The sequence below is a fragment of the Marimonas arenosa genome (genome assembly GCF_030848945.1).
Classification (GTDB): domain Bacteria; phylum Pseudomonadota; class Alphaproteobacteria; order Rhodobacterales; family Rhodobacteraceae; genus Marimonas; species Marimonas arenosa.
The window spans coordinates 23,072-41,426 of record NZ_JANHAX010000010.1 but is presented as its reverse complement, the minus strand read 5'-3'; the positions used below and the strand labels follow the sequence as shown (position 1 = coordinate 41,426).

The 18,355-nt window shown below is 58.6% G+C and carries 17 protein-coding genes and 2 pseudogenes; 4 read left to right on the top strand and 15 right to left on the bottom strand.

Annotated elements, in window-relative coordinates; translation table 11 throughout:
* The coding region (locus NO357_RS21270; RefSeq protein ID WP_306737771.1) for a calcium-binding protein at positions 1 to 231 on the bottom strand (231 nt) is incomplete at its 3' end.
* A gap of 583 nt (positions 232 to 814) precedes the next feature.
* On the opposite strand from NO357_RS21270, the gene NO357_RS21265 reads away from it, so the two are divergent.
* Positions 815 to 1,156: a hypothetical protein gene (locus tag NO357_RS21265; protein ID WP_306737770.1), complete on the top strand. Its 342-nt coding sequence runs from the start codon at positions 815 to 817 to the stop codon at positions 1,154 to 1,156.
* A gap of 133 nt (positions 1,157 to 1,289) precedes the next feature.
* On the opposite strand, the pseudogene NO357_RS21260 reads toward NO357_RS21265, so the two are convergent.
* Positions 1,290 to 1,831, bottom strand: a pseudogene (locus NO357_RS21260) (IS5 family transposase); the annotation flags it as partial.
* On the opposite strand from NO357_RS21260, the gene NO357_RS21255 reads away from it, so the two are divergent.
* The 3 genes from NO357_RS21255 (at position 1,773) to NO357_RS21245 (ending at position 4,621) form a co-directional block, all read left to right on the top strand.
* Positions 1,773 to 3,209 carry a DUF927 domain-containing protein gene (locus NO357_RS21255; RefSeq protein ID WP_376744415.1) on the top strand — a complete coding sequence of 479 codons (1,437 nt, stop codon included), beginning with the start codon at positions 1,773 to 1,775 and terminating at the stop codon, positions 3,207 to 3,209. The pseudogene NO357_RS21260 and the gene NO357_RS21255 overlap by 59 nt on opposite strands.
* Positions 3,210 to 3,661: 452 nt before the next feature.
* Entirely contained in the window at positions 3,662 to 4,180 is a 519-nt protein-coding gene (locus NO357_RS21250; RefSeq protein ID WP_306737769.1) for a hypothetical protein, read from the top strand.
* A gap of 93 nt (positions 4,181 to 4,273) precedes the next feature.
* Entirely contained in the window at positions 4,274 to 4,621 is a 348-nt protein-coding gene (locus NO357_RS21245) for a hypothetical protein (RefSeq protein WP_306737768.1), read from the top strand.
* A gap of 381 nt (positions 4,622 to 5,002) precedes the next feature.
* Here the strand turns inward: NO357_RS21245 and NO357_RS21240 are convergent, their stop codons facing one another.
* The 13 genes and pseudogenes from NO357_RS21240 to NO357_RS21180 all read right to left on the bottom strand — a co-directional run bounded on the left by NO357_RS21240 (position 5,003) and on the right by NO357_RS21180 (position 18,339).
* Positions 5,003 to 5,257 carry a hypothetical protein gene (locus tag NO357_RS21240; protein ID WP_306737767.1) on the bottom strand — a complete coding sequence of 85 codons (255 nt, stop codon included), beginning with the start codon at positions 5,255 to 5,257 and terminating at the stop codon, positions 5,003 to 5,005.
* A gap of 113 nt (positions 5,258 to 5,370) precedes the next feature.
* Positions 5,371 to 6,390 (bottom strand): ACR3 family arsenite efflux transporter, encoded by a 1,020-nt coding sequence (gene arsB / locus NO357_RS21235; RefSeq protein WP_306737766.1) that lies wholly within the window; start codon positions 6,388 to 6,390, stop codon positions 5,371 to 5,373.
* Complete coding sequence (arsJ, locus tag NO357_RS21230) at positions 6,387 to 7,652, bottom strand: organoarsenical effux MFS transporter ArsJ (RefSeq protein ID WP_306737765.1); 1,266 nt, start codon at positions 7,650 to 7,652, stop codon at positions 6,387 to 6,389. The genes arsB and arsJ overlap by 4 nt, the downstream gene beginning before the upstream one ends.
* On the bottom strand, positions 7,649 to 8,647 hold the full coding sequence (locus tag NO357_RS21225) for an ArsJ-associated glyceraldehyde-3-phosphate dehydrogenase (RefSeq protein ID WP_306737764.1): 999 nt from the start codon (positions 8,645 to 8,647) through the stop codon (positions 7,649 to 7,651). The genes arsJ and NO357_RS21225 overlap by 4 nt, the downstream gene beginning before the upstream one ends.
* Complete coding sequence (locus tag NO357_RS21220) at positions 8,644 to 9,495, bottom strand: arsenate reductase/protein-tyrosine-phosphatase family protein (protein WP_306737763.1); 852 nt, start codon at positions 9,493 to 9,495, stop codon at positions 8,644 to 8,646. Before NO357_RS21220 ends, NO357_RS21225 begins: the two co-directional genes overlap by 4 nt.
* A gap of 71 nt (positions 9,496 to 9,566) precedes the next feature.
* Positions 9,567 to 9,811, bottom strand: a pseudogene (moaD, locus tag NO357_RS21215) (molybdopterin converting factor subunit 1).
* 47 nt (positions 9,812 to 9,858) lie between these two features.
* The gene (locus tag NO357_RS21210) at positions 9,859 to 10,590 is read right to left on the bottom strand and encodes a sulfite exporter TauE/SafE family protein (RefSeq protein ID WP_306737762.1); all 732 of its coding nucleotides are present in this window, start codon (positions 10,588 to 10,590) and stop codon (positions 9,859 to 9,861) included.
* Between the two features lie 42 nt (positions 10,591 to 10,632).
* The gene (locus NO357_RS21205; protein WP_306737772.1) at positions 10,633 to 11,910 is read right to left on the bottom strand and encodes a molybdopterin molybdotransferase MoeA; all 1,278 of its coding nucleotides are present in this window, start codon (positions 11,908 to 11,910) and stop codon (positions 10,633 to 10,635) included.
* Positions 11,910 to 12,497, bottom strand: coding sequence for a nitroreductase family protein (locus NO357_RS21200; RefSeq protein ID WP_306737761.1), 588 nt, complete (start codon positions 12,495 to 12,497; stop codon positions 11,910 to 11,912). The genes NO357_RS21205 and NO357_RS21200 overlap by 1 nt, the downstream gene beginning before the upstream one ends.
* A 63-nt stretch (positions 12,498 to 12,560) precedes the next feature.
* The gene (locus tag NO357_RS21195; protein WP_306737760.1) at positions 12,561 to 15,017 is read right to left on the bottom strand and encodes an arsenate reductase (azurin) large subunit; all 2,457 of its coding nucleotides are present in this window, start codon (positions 15,015 to 15,017) and stop codon (positions 12,561 to 12,563) included.
* A 14-nt stretch (positions 15,018 to 15,031) separates the two neighbouring features.
* On the bottom strand, positions 15,032 to 15,556 hold the full coding sequence (locus tag NO357_RS21190; RefSeq protein ID WP_306737759.1) for an arsenate reductase (azurin) small subunit: 525 nt from the start codon (positions 15,554 to 15,556) through the stop codon (positions 15,032 to 15,034).
* A gap of 154 nt (positions 15,557 to 15,710) precedes the next feature.
* Positions 15,711 to 16,952, bottom strand: coding sequence for a sigma-54-dependent transcriptional regulator (locus NO357_RS21185; RefSeq protein ID WP_306737758.1), 1,242 nt, complete (start codon positions 16,950 to 16,952; stop codon positions 15,711 to 15,713).
* Position 16,953: 1 nt separating this feature from the next.
* Positions 16,954 to 18,339 carry a sensor histidine kinase gene (locus tag NO357_RS21180; protein ID WP_306737757.1) on the bottom strand — a complete coding sequence of 462 codons (1,386 nt, stop codon included), beginning with the start codon at positions 18,337 to 18,339 and terminating at the stop codon, positions 16,954 to 16,956.
* Positions 18,340 to 18,355 lie beyond the last annotated feature (16 nt).

The window sequence follows — 18,355 nt, the reverse complement described above, 5'->3', positions numbered from 1 at the left end:
CGAGAAGGTGTCATTGCCCGCGCCGCCCAGCTGGGAATCGTTGCCGGCTCCGCCGATTAGCGAGTCATTACCGTCACCACCAGACAACGTGTCGTTCCTGTCACCGCCGTCCAGAGTATCGTTGCCTACATCACCGGTAAGCGAGTCGTCGTCGCCGAGCCCACTGATCAGATCGTCATCGACGGTCCCGTCCAGGATGTCTTTGCCGCTGGTGCCGGTAATTGTCGCCATTTATCTTGACGCTCCGCGTTTCTGACACTTCCAAATAAGTCGAACTGGGAACACAACGAGAGCGGGCGCTCAAACCGACCAACATCAGACTACTAGAAGGAAAACATGCTCGCGGTTCTTGGACAGAATAAGTCAAAAGCTAGGTTTGTTCGTGATTTCGGACGCAACGTGCAACCATCGAGCAGCACATTTGGATTGACCGATTTGGTGGTTTTCCAATTTGATTTTCGGATTGTGACGCGCTTCGAAATTCAAAGTTTGGACACCCATTCTGGAAGACTATTGGCAGCTTTCCCCCACCGCGGAGCTGCAACAACAAGCCGAGGCCAGTTTTGGCTATCAAGGCTTTCTGCGAATTTTAGGGGACGGCGAGTTTGATGACCGAATTTTCCCGCGTTGCGGTCGTTCGCCGTGGGAAAAAGCTGCGTCGCCAAGTGAACGTCCGGTTCGGGGAAGCTGCGCTGCAGCGACCCGGGAGGCTGTGATCGGCAGGTAACTGCAGCGGAAGATGGCCCCTTTTCACGTTTTGACCAAATGCCGTAAGTTTGTGGGCAAAGAGCATAGACAAGGGTTAGCGGTTTCCATGAAAAGAAAAAATCCAGTGTTAGGGTTGGTCGCTGCGTTGCTCAGCGTTCAGCTCTTCGATATCATTATTCACGTCGCAACCGACCAAGTTGAACCAATCCGCATTGCTTCAAATGCTTTACTCGGCCTGTGGGCGATCGGTACCGTTTTTTCTTTGGTTCCCGCCAAGGCAGCCACCATCGCAATAACGCTCTATCTGATCCTGAATGGTTGGTTCGTTGCGCTGCACGGGGTGACAAACCAAGACCAAGGTGGCGCCGTCCGTGTAACCCTGTTTGTATTGGTTGGCTTGAGCACGGCTCTAGCGCTGTGGCTGAAGAACAAATCGCACGAGGATTAACGCGGAGCACAGCTACCGTAGCAACTTCCAAACTGTTTTTCCCCATAGTGTTTGGAAACGCAGTCAAAGACAGCATATTTTCACTTTGGTGCAGAACCCGTGGTTTTTGGCGACTTAAATCTAGGGTCAGGACTCATAACCAAAAGATGACGGTCGCAGCGATGCAGATCGCCGAAAGGAACAGATCGCCACATCGATCATAACGGGTGGCGATACGACGCCAGTCTTTCAACCGAGCGAACAGGTTCTCGATGCGATGCCGCTTTCGGTAGCGCGTGGCGTCGTGTTCGGCAGGGTTCCTTCTTCCTCGACGTGCGGGGATGCACGCATTGATCCCGCGTTCAGTCAACGCCTCCCGGAACCAGTCTGCGTCATATCCTTTATCGCCCAACAGTATCTTGGCAGGTGGCAGGCTGCCGAGCAAAGCCAACGCACCTTTGGCATCACTCATCTGCCCGGCTGAGAGGAAGAAAGTCAGAGGCCGCCCGCGTTCGTCGCAGACCGTGTGCAACTTGCTGTTCAGGCCGCCTTTGGTTCGACCGATAGCTCGTGTCCGAGTCCCCCTTTTGAGAGGCTTGTCGCTGTTCGGTACGCTTTCATATGGGTGCTGTCGATCATGATGGTTTCACCATCCGACCCCGGCTCTGCCAGTTCCCAGAAGATGCGCGCAAAGACACTAAGGCGTGAAGGGCGCGTCACCACGACCAAGCGGCTTGGTTGGGCTGACGAAAGCTGCCGTGCGTTCGTGTTTGGGACCGGCCGGGTAATCGGCGACGGAGGGTTCGTGTTTCAGTCGAGCCATGCTCCCGGCGCCGCAGCCGAGATGCGTGATGCTGGCACTCTCGAAGACTGGCGTAGCACCGTGGCAGCAGCTTGCGAGGGGAACCCATTGATGGTGCTGGCAGTGTCCCTGGCCTTTGCCGGTGCGTTGTTCGAGCCGATGCATACCGAAGGCGGCGGCATTCACCTTCGTGGGGCATCGTCACGCGGCAAGTCGACGGTTCTGCGCGTCGCTGTGTCTGTCTGGGGATCGCCCAAGTTCTTGCAGTCATGGCGGGCGACATCGAACGGTCTTGAAGGAGTCGCTGCGGCGTGCAACGGCAGTCTCATTGCGCTGGACGAAATGGGCGAGATCGATGCGCGTGAGGCAGGCAAGACCGCTTACATGCTCGCCAATGGCCAAGGAAAAGCGCGCGCTTCACGCACCGGCACGGCACGCCCAGCGGCACGGTGGAAGACCTCAATCTTGTCCAGTGGCGAAATCAGCTTGGCTGACAAGATGACCGAAGCGGGACAGACAAGTCGCGCCGGCCAAGAGGTGCGTCTCTTGGACATACTGGCGGATGGTCAGACTCACGGTGCATTCGATGATCTGAACCGGCATTCTGATCCCGCAGCCTTCGCTGATGAGATTCGTCTTAAAGCGGCAACCGCCTTCGGCACTGCTGGGCCGGCCTTCGTCGAGCACCTGCTGAGGAACATGAACGAAGCTACCCGTCAGGCTCGTGAGTTTATCGACAGTTTCAAGGCTATCGCGGCCGAAAAATTTGACCTGACGTCTGACGGTCAGACAAGCCGCGCCGTGGCCCGATTCGGACTGATCGCAGCGGCCGGCGAACTGGCGACCGCTTGGGGCATAACGGGCTGGCAACCCGAAGCAGCCATTAATGCGGCCCTTACCGGGCTTGAGCTATGGCTCAATGGGCGCGGTGGAGCCGGTCAGAAGGAGGCAAGAGACGCGGTCATCCGCCTCAGGGCATTTATTTCTGCCCATGGCTCGTCCAAATTCGAAAACTTGGACGGTGATGCCCCCCGCACCATCCTCAATCGGGCCGGCTGGACTAGAGGCGAGACCTACTACATCGCGACCGACGCGTGGCACGAAATCCACGCCGGGCACGATCCGGTCCGTTGCGCAAAGTACGTGCGCGATGAAGGTTTCCTAGAGTCCGGTGACGGTCGCAACCTAGCTCAAAGGGCGCCCACCGCGATTCCGGGTCGCCCGCGTGTCTACGTGATAAAGGGCCCAATCCTTGGTGCCGGCGATGACTAGACCAATCCGCACGATGTCGGACAAGTCGGACAAGTCGGACAGCGGTCCGACCAGTCTGACTACCCGAGAATCGAGTCGGACAGAAATTAGTCAACTAAATCAATACAGTCCGACTTGTCCGACCAGTCCGACACAGATTTCGGACGACGACGTTGCGCGCACGCCCGAAGCTATCGAGGCGATCTGGGACGCCGCTGAAGAACGTGCCCGCCGCATTGCGGCCGGCGTGCAAGAAGATACCACGCAGGATCAGACACAGGGTGCCAACCAATTTCCTCACGGGTTGGGTAAATACTGCGTCGTCACGTGAAGGTCCGGTTAGGGGAAGCTGCGCTGCAGCGACCGGGAAGGCCGTGAACGGCTGGTGTGGGCCGTCTGAACCGTGCGATTGCCTTCTTGCATGAGGGTCGCTTGGTTTCCAAACTGGGTACGGGCAAACTAGAGGACTGATCATGAGCGCTCGTTTATCGACAGCAATCAGGATTGGCGATGCCGCTAGGGCGATTTTGCGAAAGACAAAGAGCTTTCCAGACCAGCAATTTGAGGAGATTGAAGACTGGGCCGACCGCGAACATGTCGGTGTGGAGCCAATGCTGTTGGCGCTTTCGATGGAATTGGCGCTCAAAGCATGGTTCGTTTTCGACCACGACGATCCAAATGTAGTCAAGTCGCATGACCTGACAAAGCTGTTTGATGCCTTGCTGCCCGAAAGCCAGCAGAGGCTTGACGAGGAGTTCAAGCGATCAGTGAACCCACATCATCCCAGTGTCTTTTTCATCGACTACGGTATTCGTGACATTCTTTCACAGCACAAAGATGCATTTGTCGACTGGCGGTATCTCCACGAGGCAAAGAAGACGATGATGTTTGACCAGAGCACCTTTGAGGCGACGCTCGAAATGGTGCTCCGCGAATTCAGGAAGAGATATCGCATTGAACCGGTAAGCCCACTCTTCCGCCATCCCAAATAATGTCGGATTTGGGGATAGCATCGGTCGCAGAGACTGTTCACGGAGTTGCTGAATGCAACGGAACAGCAAAACAGGCGGCTCTCAGACGAGTGGGTGCAGACCGCGATTGCTTACAAGGTCGAATGGGACGAAGAACTGCAGCGCAGGAAAGAGCTGGGGATCACGCATTTGCCAGATCCGCTACCGCATCCCGACCAGGTCAGGATCGACTTCAAAACGGGAGAGGCACGTATCCAGGGCCCGATGACAAAGGAAGACGTTGCCGAGTTGGAGAAATGGCAGCAACAGCGCGCAATGTGGCAGGAGGAACTCGACGAGATCAACAAGGACCTGGAAACCGAGGAAGACGAAGGCATCCGAGAACTCCTTCTAGACGAAAAGGCCCACGCCAAGAAGATTCTCGCGCTGCTCGACCGGCTGCTGGAGGCAATCGGGTATTAACGCTTGAGCAGAGGCACATGTCCGCTTTGAAACCTGCTGCGACTTTGATCTTAAGTGCAGCATTCGACGGAAAGGGGCGGGAAGTGTGAATTCGCTGCGACTGCGAACCTGCGGGTTATATCGGAAAGACCGGACATTCAGCCTGCCGAAAAAACCGTACCCCTCTGCATTTCCGCAGATCAGGTCTGAAACCAAACGACACACCTGATACAGGGACGGGGTGGTCAGGTGTACACTGCCTTGCCACCCCAATTACCTTGGTTCGGCTTTGAATGGGGCGATTCTTGGTTTGTTATAAATGACTTGACGGAACGCTTCTTTTGTCAACTATCTCTCCTTCCATGCTGGAACCAGCTATTTGAATGAATTTTCAACTCGATCCTATTTTCCTTTTATCGCCGCCAGCAACAATAGCTTTCCAGTGGACAGCTTGTAGCAGCTGTCAAAGTCTTCGCATTTCAGACAATCGTCCCATTCTGCAGCACTGTGCTCAGCTCGCATCGTTGGCGGCGCTAGCCCCATACTCTCGGAGGCAAAACTAAAAACCTTACCCGTCTTTGGGTCTGAGTTTGAAGGTCCCGGCACTTCAGGGAACATTTTGCCGTAGCAAGGTTTGTGCGTAGCCATCTCGGTCATTTAGCCTCCTCACAGTTTTAGCGCACCATTGAATGCCCCTTCACATACGACATGTATGAAGGCCAGAACATTGCGGGATGTCCTGCTGTCCGGATTGTGGTGGATCGCTATCGTCACGCTGGGTCCTCGGGGAAACGCGCACGGGTGCGGTTTGCGAATGCGACCAGCGACAGCATCACCGGAACTTCGACCAGAACGCCGACAACGGTTGCCAGAGCCGCGCCCGAATGAAGACCGAAGAGGCTGATCGCGACCGCTACTGCCAGTTCGAAAAAGTTCGAGGTACCGATCAGCGCACAAGGCGCGGCGATGCGGTGGGGCACCCTGAGGAAAAAGGCCGCTGCATAGCCAACGGCGAAGATGCCGTAACTCTGGATCAGGATGGGAATGGCAATCAGGACGATTAAGGCAGGGTTTGCCATCACGCTCGGCCCCTGCAGGCCAAACAGAATCAGGACCGTCACGATCAGACCAACGACGGAGAACGGCTTGATTTTCCCCTGGAAAGCATGGATTGCGGCGACGTTGCCCAGCCCGCGGCGTGTCATCAGCCCTGCGACCAGGGGCAGTACGATGAACAGCACAACCGACAAAAGCAGGGTTTCCCACGGCACCTCGATATCGGTGACGCCCAAGAGGAACGCGACGATCGGCGCAAAGGCAAAAACCATGATCAGGTCATTCACCGAGACCTGCACCAGCGTGTAATTTGCATCGCCCCTTGTCAGGTGCGACCAGACAAACACCATGGCCGTGCAGGGTGCGGCGCCCAGCAGGATCAGCCCGGCGATGTATTGCGTGGCGTCTTCGGGTGCGATCATGTCGGAGAAGATGTACTCAAAGAACAGAACCCCCAGGAACGCCATGGTAAAGGGTTTGATCAACCAATTGACGACGAGGGTGATCAAGAGCCCACGTGGTTGGCGCGCCACATCCTTTAGCGATGCCGGATCGACTCCGACCATCATCGGGTAAACCATGGCCCAGATCAGCACCGCAATGACAAGATTGACCTTGGCAAATTCAGCCGACGCGACCAGCGCGAACAGCCCCGGCATGAGATTGCCCAGGACGATTCCCAGGACGATGGCGAGGAATATCCAGACCGAAAGATATCTTTCAAAAAGGCTCATGCGTTGTTTTCCGTTTCATTGTTTTTACTTAGCCGCCAAGTGGCTCCATAGCTTACCATCAGCATTGCCGCAGCCGTGGCGAGGCACAATGCAAGCCCACCCATCTGATAGCTGACGCCTGACAGCACTGTGCCGATCAACCGCCCGGTTGCATTGGCCATGTAGTAAAAGCCCACATCCATCGTGACGCGCCCTTCGTGGGTGAAGGCCAGGATCAGGTAGGAATGAAGCGACGAGGTGATGGCGAACAGGGCGCCGAATATCAGAAGACCGACCACGAGAACGCTGGTCAACCAGCCAGTAGGCTGTCCTGCCGTCAAGGCGGCAAAGGCGAGTGCGGCGGGAACCACGGCCAACAGGGCGACAAAGCGCTGCGCGGCGGCGATCGTGCCGTTCATCGACTGACTGGCGGAATTCAGGAGTTTCGGCGCCGAAGCCTGCACGGCGCCGTAGAGGATGATCCAGATCGCCATGAACCCGCCAACAAGGAAGAACGCGGTACGGGCGCCTTCCTCGCCGCCGCCCGACAGGACCGCATGGAAATAGATCGGAATGCCCACCACGAACCAGACATCGCGGGCGCCGAACAGGAAGACGCGGGCGAAGCTCAGCCAGTTGACATTGCGGTTCTTCGAGAAGACTTCGCGGAACCTGGCGTCCTTGCGCCCGCGTGGCAGGCCGGCGGGCATCCGCGCCATGACCGCAGCGAGGATCGCAGCCAGCACCGCGGCCATGCCCCAGACCGATGCTTTGAAGCCGAAGAACGCCAGCAGTGCCGCACCAAGCAGGAAGCCCAGCCCCTTGACCGCGTTTTTCGAGCCGGTCAGCACGGCAACCCAGCGGAACAGCCCATCACCTTCCTTGGGCGCAAGCAGTTTCACCGCCGATTTCGACGACATCTTGGCCAGGTCCTTGGCCACGCCAGATATCCCCTGCACCGCCATCACGTAGACGACCGATGCACCGACGGCCCAGCTCGGGTCGAGCTGCGCAAGCGCGATCAGTGCCCCGATCTGTAGGGCAAGACCGGCATAGAGCGTCGTGGTCAACCCGAAACGTGCCGCGATCCAGCCCGCCGACAGGTTGGTAATCATGCCAGCGACTTCGTAAACCACGAACAGATAAGCCAGCTGCACCGGGCTGAAGCCAAGTGTGTGGAAATGCAGCAGCACCAGCATCCTGAGCGCGCCGTCGGTCAGCATGAACGCCCAGTAGGCGGCGGTGACGGCGATATAGGCCGCCAACCCCTCGGGTTTGCTCACAGCGAATTGCCAACCATTAGGGCAACATCCACCAGGCGCTGCGCATAGCCCCATTCGTTGTCATACCAGGCATAGACCTTGAGCTGGGTACCGTTGATCACCATGGTGCTGATAGCATCGACGATTGTGCTGCGGTCGTCGTTGATGAAATCGCAGGAGACCAGCGGGCGTTCCTCGTAGCCTAGGATGCCTTTCAGCAACCCCTCTGCGGCGGCCTTGAAGGCGGCATTCACCTCATCGGCGGTTGTTTCGCGCTCCAATTCGAACACCATGTCGGTCAGCGAGGCGTTCAAGAGTGGCACCCGCACCGCGTGGCCGTTCAGCTTGCCGGTTAGTTCCGGGAATATCTGGGTGATTGCCTTGGCAGACCCAGTTGTGGTCGGAATGAGGCTGTTGAGTGCCGAGCGCGCGCGACGTAGGTCTTTCGCCGGCCGATCGACGATGGTCTGGGTATTGGTGACATCGTGGATCGTGGTCATCGAGCCATGCTTTATCCCGAATTTTTCGAGCACGACTTTGACCACTGGCGCCAGGCAGTTGGTGGTGCAACTGGCGGCGGTGACGATCCGGTGTTTGGCGGGATCGTAGATGTCGTGGTTGACACCATAGACGATGTTGGCCGCCTCGTCTTCCTTGACCGGGGCTGAGACGACGACCTTCTTCACACCCGCGTCGAAATAAGGGGCGAGCTTAGCCGAGGTCTTGAAGGCCCCCGTGCATTCGATCACCACATCGACGCCGTGCAGCGGCAACTCAGCCGGGCTGCGCGTGGTGAAGGCCGGAATGCGGGTCCCATTGATGGAGATGCTATCGGCCTCATGTGAGAAAGCGGCAGGCCAGCGGCCGTGCACAGTGTCGAATTCCAGAAGATGGGCGTACATTGCCGGATCGCCCACCGCGTCGTTGATGAAGGCAATTTCCGCACCGCGTTCCAGAAGCGGGCGTAAGGCGAGCTTGCCCATGCGGCCAAGGCCGTTGACAGCATAAACGGTCATTTCGGGTCTCCTTGTGTCGATATGTCATCCAGACGCGCCTGCAGGGTGGCGCGTTCGAGGTTTTCTGGGTGCAGCGCTGTGAACAGCGATATTCGGTTCTTGAGGATCCCGTAGGCTTGCTGAAATGCCAGCTGTCTTTCGGCATCGGTGCCCTTCGCTTTTACCGGGTTGGGTACACCCCAATGCGCCGTGATCGGCTGCCCAGCCCAAGCCGGGCACTCTTCGTTTGCCGCCTGATCGCAGACGGTGAATACGAAATCCATGATTGGCGCACCATCCGCCTGAAACTCGTCAACGCCCTTTGATCGCAAAGGCGAGATGTCATGACCCTTCGCGTGCAGCATTTCCATGGCGATCGGGTTCGGATGTGACGAAGGGTGCGTTCCCGCGGAATAGGCATTGAACCTTCCGCTACCGAGATCACGCAGAAGCGCTTCAGCAAAAAGAGAGCGGGCGGAATTGCCCGTGCAGACGAACAGAGCATTATATGTATGGGCCTCTGGCATTTTTCGGGCACCTGCATCGGCGTCATGTTCCGAAACCATATGTGAAACGCAGAGGCTTGGCCGGCCTCTGCAGCAGTCGTCGAAAAGATAGGAAACTAGATCGTCGGCACCGTCGATGTCTGCTTGGTAGAGCAGGTTGCGGCCGTCGCGACGTTGCTTCAGCAATCCGGCGCGAACGAGTGCCGAGAGATAGACCGACATGGTGTTCTTTTTCACGCCGAGAGCATCTGCGAGTTCGCCCGCGGGCACGAATTCCGGATATCGCCGGACAAGCAGGCGAAACAACGCCATTCTTCCAGCGTGGCCAAGAGCTGTGAGTCGGTCAATTTGTAAAGATTCCATAATTCACGAATATTGGAATAGTTGGCGACAGACAAGCCTAATTGTTAAGGCGAGGCCGTTCGCGGTATGGCCTAGCCGCCGGTCATTGGCGGAAAGAACGCAACCTCGCGTACGCCTTTCAGACGGGCGTCGAAAGATGTCAGTTCTTGATCCAGTGCGATCCGCAGCGCACTCAGATCAGAAAAGGCCAGCGAGTAGCGGTCTTCCCGGCTGCGAGCTCGTTTACCAGGTCGAGCACCGTCCCGCCATCGACCTCGACCGTCTCCCTCGGCAGCCCGATCCGTTCACGGACCCACGCGAAATACAAAACGTCAATCTCCATCCAGACCTCTCTTCTTCAAAGTCGCAACGTGCCTCCAGAGATCAAAGAAAAACGAATTTCAAGCCGGATATCAGAACCGCCACTGCGAGGAGCCAAATCAAGGGCTTCACAGGAAGAATACGCACGCCCAAACCCGTCCCGACGATCGAGCCAATGAGTACCATTCCCACCCAGGGAAGCGTCTGCGAGGGCAACGTCTTGAGCGCAACGAAGTTGCCCGCCAGTCCTGCCAGCGAATTGGCCAGGATGAATACGGCTGCAATACCAGCAGTTTGCCGCGCGCCAGCCCATCCGGTGATCAGGAAAAACGGGCTCAGAAGGACCCCGCCGCCAATGCCTGACAACCCGGACACAAAACCGATACCTGCCCCGGAAGCCATCCCGCCAAAACGAGGAATGCCTCGTGTTGCTGCCGAGTATGCAGCGCTTAAACGTGTTGTCTGCCAGATCAGATAAGCTGCCGCGAAGGTAAGGAGCGTTCCGAGGAGCGGACGATACAACTCGTCGGGCAAGACGATTCCACCACCGATAAAGGCCATGGGAACCGACGCGATAAAAATCGGGATAGCTGAACCCCAATCGATAAAGCCGCCTCTTGCGAACCGATAGCTGGCCAGTCCGGCGACAACCACGTTCAGGGAAAGTGCAACGGGCCGCACGATCTCTGGTGCGAGGCCAAACAGGGCCAGAATTGCGATATAGCCGGAAGCGCCGCCATGACCGACCGAGGAATAAAGCATCGCGATCACTGCCAGGATCGTACCGATCAGCAATATTGAATCAGGTCCCATCTTAGTCCAACCCGCACGATCGGCTCACAACCGAACGAAGTCCAATTGGTCACCGGACGCGATGCGCTCACTGTGCGCTGGGATCACCGCAAACCCATCCGATTTGCAGATCAGCGAGATCTTGGCTGAAAAGCTCTGGTCAAGCAGTTGAACCTGGGGCCTGCCGTCTGGCGAGAAGCCGACGATCTTTGCGGGTCTGAATTCCTGCCGCCCAGGCCGCCGGGTGAAGCTTTCCGACGCCACAACCTGTGAAACAGGTTGTTCGTGGTCGCCTTGCCCGGAAAGTTTCTCGGCGATACGGCTGCCGATGATCTTCCAGGTTGTGAATGCGGCAACCGGATTGCCCGGCAAGCCGACGAAAACGGCGCCGTTCAGCGTTCCAATCGACAGCGGTTTTCCGGGTTTCATGGCGATCTTCATCACCTCGATTTTGCCGCCGGCGCCGCGCAGCTGCTCTACCATGTGGTCTTCCTCGCCGACCGATACGCCTCCCGTGGTCACCACCATGTCGGCAGTTTCTGCTGCGCGTGTCAGCACGTCGCGCAACTTATCGGGATCATCTACAACTGCGCCCATGTCGGAAAGCTCGATCCAAGGTTGCCGCAAGGCTGCCATCAGGATGAACCGGTTGGAATTGTAGATTTGACCTGGCGCAAGGCTTTCTCCGGGCTGTCGGAGCTCGCTGCCGGTACAGAACAGTGCAATGCGGACCTTTCTGCGAACCCGAATCCGGGGTAATCCGACCGAAGCAATCGCGCCAATCTCCCGCGCGCCAACAAGGCTACCTTTCGGCAGCAGCAGTGAGCCTTTTGCGGCATCCTCGCCTTCTCGGCGGATGCAGCTGCCCGGGGTGACAGGGTCTTCGAGTTCGATGAAATCTCCGAGACGCCGGACATGTTCCTGCATGACAACAGCATCCCCGTCTTTGGGAATGCCGGCTCCGGTGAAGATGCGAAAGGCTTCACCCTCACCTACAATACCGGCTTCGCTCGCGTTCTCACCCGCCGCTACGCGCCCGGTTACCCGAAGGCGCCACGGTCCGGACCCGGACAAGTCCCCGCTGCGAAAGACGTAGCCGTCCATCGCCGAGTTGTCGAACGGCGGCAAGGGAAAGGGGGCTAACAGGTCTTCGGCCAGAACCCGACCGATCGCCACGTCCAGATCGACGACCTCGGTGCCATCAACTTCACTGGCAAGTGATAATCCACGCGAAATCGCATCATTCACTGGGACAAGCCCCCCGACGCCTGTGCGCTCATCGAAGCAACAGGGATCCTCGACACTGTTTGTTGTGCATTTCATCATTTCACCCCCCGTATTTCTTCCTTCGGCCAGTATGAAAGTTTCTCTTTGGCTCCTGGCCGCTCTGCAGTACCCGGTTGCTTGGAAATCGTTCCAATAGCCACAAAACCCAACAAGTGCTCTTCGGGCGCCAGCCCAAGCCCCCCGGTCAAGGCCCGGGTCGAAACCTTGTCCCCGCTGACTAACATCGATCCGAAGCCGAAAGATTTGGCGGCGAGCAGGATATTTTGAACCGCAGCGCCGACAGATACCCATTGCTCATGTGGTGGAACGTCCCGAATGTTGTCCCGGATCTCGGCGATGACCGCAATCAGGCAGGCGCCATTCGTCGCCTTCTCACGAGCCCGTTTGACATGATCGCTGTTCAGTTTGCCATGCGTTTCCCGTGCCGCAGCCTCGAACAGGTCGGCAAAGGCTTCTCTCGCTTCCGTCCGGATCAGGACGAACCGCCAGGGACGCAGCCGACGGTGATCCGGAGCCGCGCAAGCGGCTTCGATGATCGCATTCAGTTGCGCGGGGGTCGGACCCGGCTCAGACAACCGTCGCGGCGAAACCGATCGACGCTCGACTATTTCGGCTATTTGCATGGCGTCACCTAAGCAGGAAACGGGCGGCGCCAAGGCCGCCCGCTCCAGTGGTTTTCACAAGTATCAGGCCTTGTATTCCTTCGACTTGAAGGACACGGCCCGAGCCTGCGGCGGGGCATCCGCGAGTTTGCGGACATTGCCGAAGGTGAGCTTGTATTCCGGGAGGATCAGCTCACTGACGCCCGGGTTCACCACGTTGCCCTGGCTGCCCGCCGGTGAGCCAAACACCATCGCCACCTGGCCCCGCTTGGCGGTGTCAGTGGGATAGGCCATGCCCTGCGTCGCGCCGTTCTCGTTGGTGATCTCGATGAGGTCGCCGGCCGAGATGCCCAGATCGGCCATGTCGGCGGCGTTCATCTCGATGAACGGATAGGGGAAACGATCCTGAACGAAGTCGCTGTCCTGGTCCAGGAACTGGTTCTGCCAGAAGATGTTGGCGCGAACGTTGTTGACGAAGAAGTTGTGGTTCTCGGCTTCGCGCGCCTTGCCGGCGGCGGCATAGCCGCGCCATTGGGCCGCGCAGAACAGCGCCTTCTTGTCGTCCCGTCCATGCCGGTCGAAGTTGCCATCGGCATAAAGTCGCGGCGTGCCGACAAGTTGGCCGTTCTCGTAGCCCGCGACAGGCTCCTGCACCCCGTTGTTGCCCATGGCGCGCAGGCGCTCATAGGTCACTTCCGGGTTGCCGGCGTTGTAGCCGTCCATGAAGGCGTCTTCCTCGGTTTCCCAGTCATAGCCTTTGAACTGGTCGGCGTAGGCATCATTGCCCAGATCGCGGAGGGCAGCCTCCATGTGCTGGGCAACGCCGGCTGCGATCAGGCAGTCGGGTTTGGAGTTGCCGAAGGGATCCATGTAGCGCTCGGACAGGCGCATCCGCCGTTCGCCGTTCATCGAGGTGAGATTCATCTCGTTCGATTCACAGGCAGGCAGGAGAACATGCGCGTTCTGACCGATTTGCGAATGGATGATGTCGACATCCACCACGAAGATGCCACCGGCATTGACCGCCCCGACGATAGCATCGACCAGTTCTTCGCGGGTACCGCCAGCGGCGGCGTCCATTGCCTCCTTGACCATGTCAGACCGCTTCTTGAGCACCCGCTTGAACTGCGAGGCGTTGAGCGTCGTCTTGTAATGGTCGCAGGCCCAGACGTGGTAGACCTTACCGCCACCCTTGATCAAAAGCTGGTCGACATATTCGGCGGGCCGGCCCACATGGGCGTCGGACGGACGGTAGTAGCCTTCCTGGTGGCCACCCAGACGGCAGCAGCCACCGCCTTCCCGGCCGATATTACCGGTCGCCAGCGAGATGTTCACCAAGGCGCCGATCGTGCGGTAGTTGTCGTTGCCCCAGATGATGCCCTTTTCATAGGCGGTGACGCATTTGCGGCGCGCCCCGTCATCATGCGGCTTGGCGATCCATTCGGCGGCCTTGACGATATCGGCGGCGTCCACGCCACAGATTCCGGCCGCTTCTTCGATCGAGGTGCGGCAGGTCTGCATGGCATAGTTGAGGCTACCCAGACCGGCCGGCTGGCTAGATCCCTCGGCAACCGCTTCGCCACCCTGGAAGGTCGAGGCCGCGATGAAGTCATTGTCGGTCCAGCCATTGTCGACGATATAGGTGAGCAGCGCGTTGAACAGCGCCATGTCGGTGCCCGGCGTGATCGCCAGATGCAGGACGTTGTCCTTTCCGGCGACCTCTTCGGCGGCATTCACCGTGACCGTGCGGCGCGGGTCCACCATGATGAACTTGGCCCCGTTGCGCAGCCCCGGAACCATGTGATTGAGGAACAGGTTGGTCTGGGTTTCCAGCGAGTTGGCGCCGATCATGAAGATCGTATCGGTCACCTCGTAGTCGGAATAGCTGTAGTTCAGCTCACCCACACCCATGTCGCGCGACGAATGCACTTCCGAGTTGTACGCCGGACGGTTGTGGATACGGCAGTTCTTCACCTTCATGCTGTCGAAATACAGCTTGCCCGTGGCCCAGGTGTTTTCGTAGCCGCCGGCCGAACCACCGTGGTCGAACATCGACACGACGAGTTCATCCTCGCCGTATTCGTTGACGATCTTGGCTGTCACGCGCGCAACAAGATCAAGCGCATCGTTCCAGGTGGTGGGCTGCCATACCCCGTTTCGCCAAACGAGTGGGTCCGACAGACGCTGCTGCTGGGTGCCAGTCACACGGCTTGGGCGGTTCTCGGCCATGCGCGCGCCGCGGATCGAGGCAAGTCCCGAGTTCACCACGCATTCGTGGTCGGGCACAACGGCGAGATGCACGTCCTGTCCATTCTGCCGGACCATGTTGTACATGGACGGCGCCAGCCAGGTCCCATCAGCCGGCTGCTGCTCGCCGAGATTGATACCAAAGGCATTGTTTTCCAACGTGCCCTGCTTGTTGCGCGGCCAGGTGTAGGCCTTGTAGCCGCAGCCGACGATGCAATAGTGGCAGGTGACGTTTTGAACCTTTGCATCCGCGGGCGGAATGGGCAGGCGATCGATTTGTCTCTTATAGGCCATTTTCTTTCCTCCCCTCAGAGCACGTTGGACGGACGACCGAAGATCAGGTCGCTGCAGCCTTCGGCGTAGATGTCGCCCTTGGCATCGACGCGCAGGGTGAATTGCGGAAGGTTCTGGGTTGCGTGGCCCCAGATCTGCTGTCCGCCGACCTCGGCGTCGAAGCGAGAGAAGTGGCCGGGGCAGTTGAGGCTGCGATCCTCGGCACTGTAGGTCAGGTACCAACCCTTGTGCGGGCACAGAACCGAATAGGCGACGATATTGCCGTCCGGTCCGGCGCCACCTTCGACCGCCTCTCCGAGCTTCAGCAAGATGCCCGGGCTGTCGGCGTCAGGGTATTCGATATCCATCGGTTCGTTGACCGCAAGATCGGCAATGTTGGCCAGCCTGTTTGACGGGTAGTCAAGCTGCGCGTTGGCTGGCGAGGCCTGGGCCGGGGCGCTCGTCACGGTTGCGGCCGCAGCGCCTGCGACGGCAAAGGCACCGCCACGCATGAATTGCCGGCGGCCGACATCGACAAGCCGGTTGCATTTGTTGCTCATTTCAGAGTCCTCCCTTCAAATTCCTCTGGAAGGATAGCATTGAGCGGACGTTAGGCGATGGTCGATCCGGGCCGAAATACTTTGGTTAAATATATGATTTTTATGCGATATTTTTTCGTGTTCAGGTTTCCGAACACGTCTGCAGGGAATCCGTTCAGTCGGATTGGCCAGACAGTCCCAATTTCTGCATCTTGTCCCAAAGAGTGGTCCGCGACACATCGAGCAGCTTTGCCGCCTGTCCAATTTGTCCGTCGACACGCTCGAGCGCTTCGATGATCTGCCGGCGTTCCGCGGCCGCGCGGGCTTCGGCAAGCGTCATGATCCGGTCCTCGCCGGCGATGCGTTCGGGAAACAGGTCGGCAGGCTGAAGATGGTCACCAGAAGCTGTCTCGATCGCTCTTGCCAGACGCGATCGCACCTCGCGTCCGCCGCCCGGCCAGTCATGTGCCCGGATGGCCTGTTCCGCAAGCCGGCTGATACCGCTCAGCGGCGTCTTTCGTCGGGCATTGAATTGGTCAAATAGCCTTGACGCCAGCCAGACCGCATCGTCCGTACGATCCGCAAGCGGTGGCACGGGAATTTCCAGCATGTCGAGCCGGAAGTACAGGTCAGGTAGAAACCCTCCGCCCGCCATGATCTGTTCCATGTCGTGACCGCACGAGGCAATGATACGCCCGTCGAAACCATCGTCCAAGACGTGCAGTAATTTGAGCTGCTGTTCACCGGGAAGGCGGCTCAGCGCCTGCAGGAACAGCGTCCCATCGCCGACCGTCCTCACGGCGCCCTGCTCTCCGAACAAAGCCGCATCAAGGTTAGGGTCCCGGGCGATGTTCACAGTTACAAAGGGGGCGGCTCGCCGATCAGATTGATCGTGGATGCGTCTCGCAACCAGTGCCTTGCCGGTACCGGGACCACCGCGGATAAGGACAGGCCGGTCGGACGCTGCCGCCTGAAGCGCGAGTTCGTCCACCCGGAGTGCTGCAGAAGAAATGCCAATCGTTGGGTCTGCCTGATCATCGGATTGCGCATTCAGGAGCATAGAAAGCCGGTCGAGGAAAACCGGCATCTCGAACGGCTTGGTGACGTATTCTGCCGCGCCCGCCTGCATGAGGCGCACGGCCTGTTCGACCCCACCGTGTCCGGTAATGAAAAGAAATGGCGGTGGATTCACCGTTTGGCAGAGGGTGTTGAACAGGCTTTCGCCGTCACCGTCGGGCAAACGAATGTCGCAGATCACGGCGTTAACTGGAACGCGTGGCGTTCGCAGTGCTCCCAGCGCGGGACGAGCCTGTTTGAACCATTGCACTGAAGCGCCCTCCAGCTCGAGCCGCTGCAACAATGACGAGCCCATGATCTCGTCGTCCTCCACCAAAACGAGGCGAAACCCATTCAGCATCTCAGTTGTCGACCTCTTTCGCATACGGAAGCACTAATTCGATGGCGTTCGCACTGCTTGTTCTTTGCACTTCGATCTTGCCGTTCATATCGTGCACCAGGTCGTGAACGAGGCGCAAACCGACGCCGCCGCCGGGAGGCACTGGATCGGATGATAGTAAACGCTGCCGCGCGGCATCATCCAGCCCAGGGCCAGAATCGACAACCCGAAGTCGCAACCCTGTTTCCTCCTCGGTTGCCCGCAGAGAAACCTCGCCACCCTGACCTGCAGCTGAACATGCATTCAGCAGGAGATTCAGCAGAATCTGGCGAAGCTGCGCCGAAGGAAAACGGGCCAGCGTAACTTGATCGACTTCGATTTCCCAAACCAATTTTTGGGCTCTCCGTCGGATTTCGGGGCCGATCAAGAGCTGCAGGTCTTCGAAGTCATCTGGACCGGCGGGTGATCCCGCTCTGTCGATCCGGTTCTGTTCCAGAGTCACCCGTACGACGTCACGTAGGTGACGAAGGCCGCGTTCGAGAAGCTCGGTCGACTTTCGGACGACCTCGGGATTGTCGGCATAGGTCTGGATGGTGTCTGTTGCATTCAGCAAACCGCCGAGCGGATTATTGATTTCGTGAGCCAGGGAAGACGATAACCGACCCAGGCTTACGAACCGCTCTCGCTCCGCCAGCCGCCGCTCTGCCTCGGCCTTTTCTCTCACGGCATTCGCCATGGTGTTATAGGTTCGCGCCAGACGACCGAATTCGCTCTCCATTGAAAGCAGTTCACGGTCGGTGATCGGTTCGGGCGCTTCGGCTGAAACGCTCATTTTTTCAGCCAGGAGCGTGACGGGCGCCATCATCCGGCGCATGGCAAAGAACCCGACCAGTGCGAGACCGCCCGTGACGAGGGCATTCCACAGAACCAGCAGGCGCGCTACCCTCGCCCGTTCGGCAACAAGATCAGCGACATTCAACTCGGTGGCGATGCGCCCCACGCGCCGCCCTTGAAAAACAAGTGGCGCAGTGAGCCGAATAGTGGCCTGAGATCCGGAAAAATTGAGCCCTGCCAGCGCTTGCGCTTCTTGAGCGAGCGCATCGAACGGACTTCCTGTGGGCGCACGAAAGGGATCGCTTGCCGCCAGGACCTGACCCGAAGCATCAGATACAGCCGTAAAAGCGATGCGCCCCTTGCTCGAAGCCGAGGCGGCGCGTTCCAAGGTGTCGTAGACCTCCCACACGTCGTTGCGCAACACAAGCGGGCCCAGTGCCACCGACAGGGCTTCGACATGCGTGGTCGCGAGTTCACGAATACGCTCGGTCTGCACAAGTCCCAGTGTCCTGAGAACCTGTTGAGACGCCACGATTCCTAGAAGCACCATGAGGCCCGCGGCGACAAGCGCCACCCGCGCAGTCAGTGGT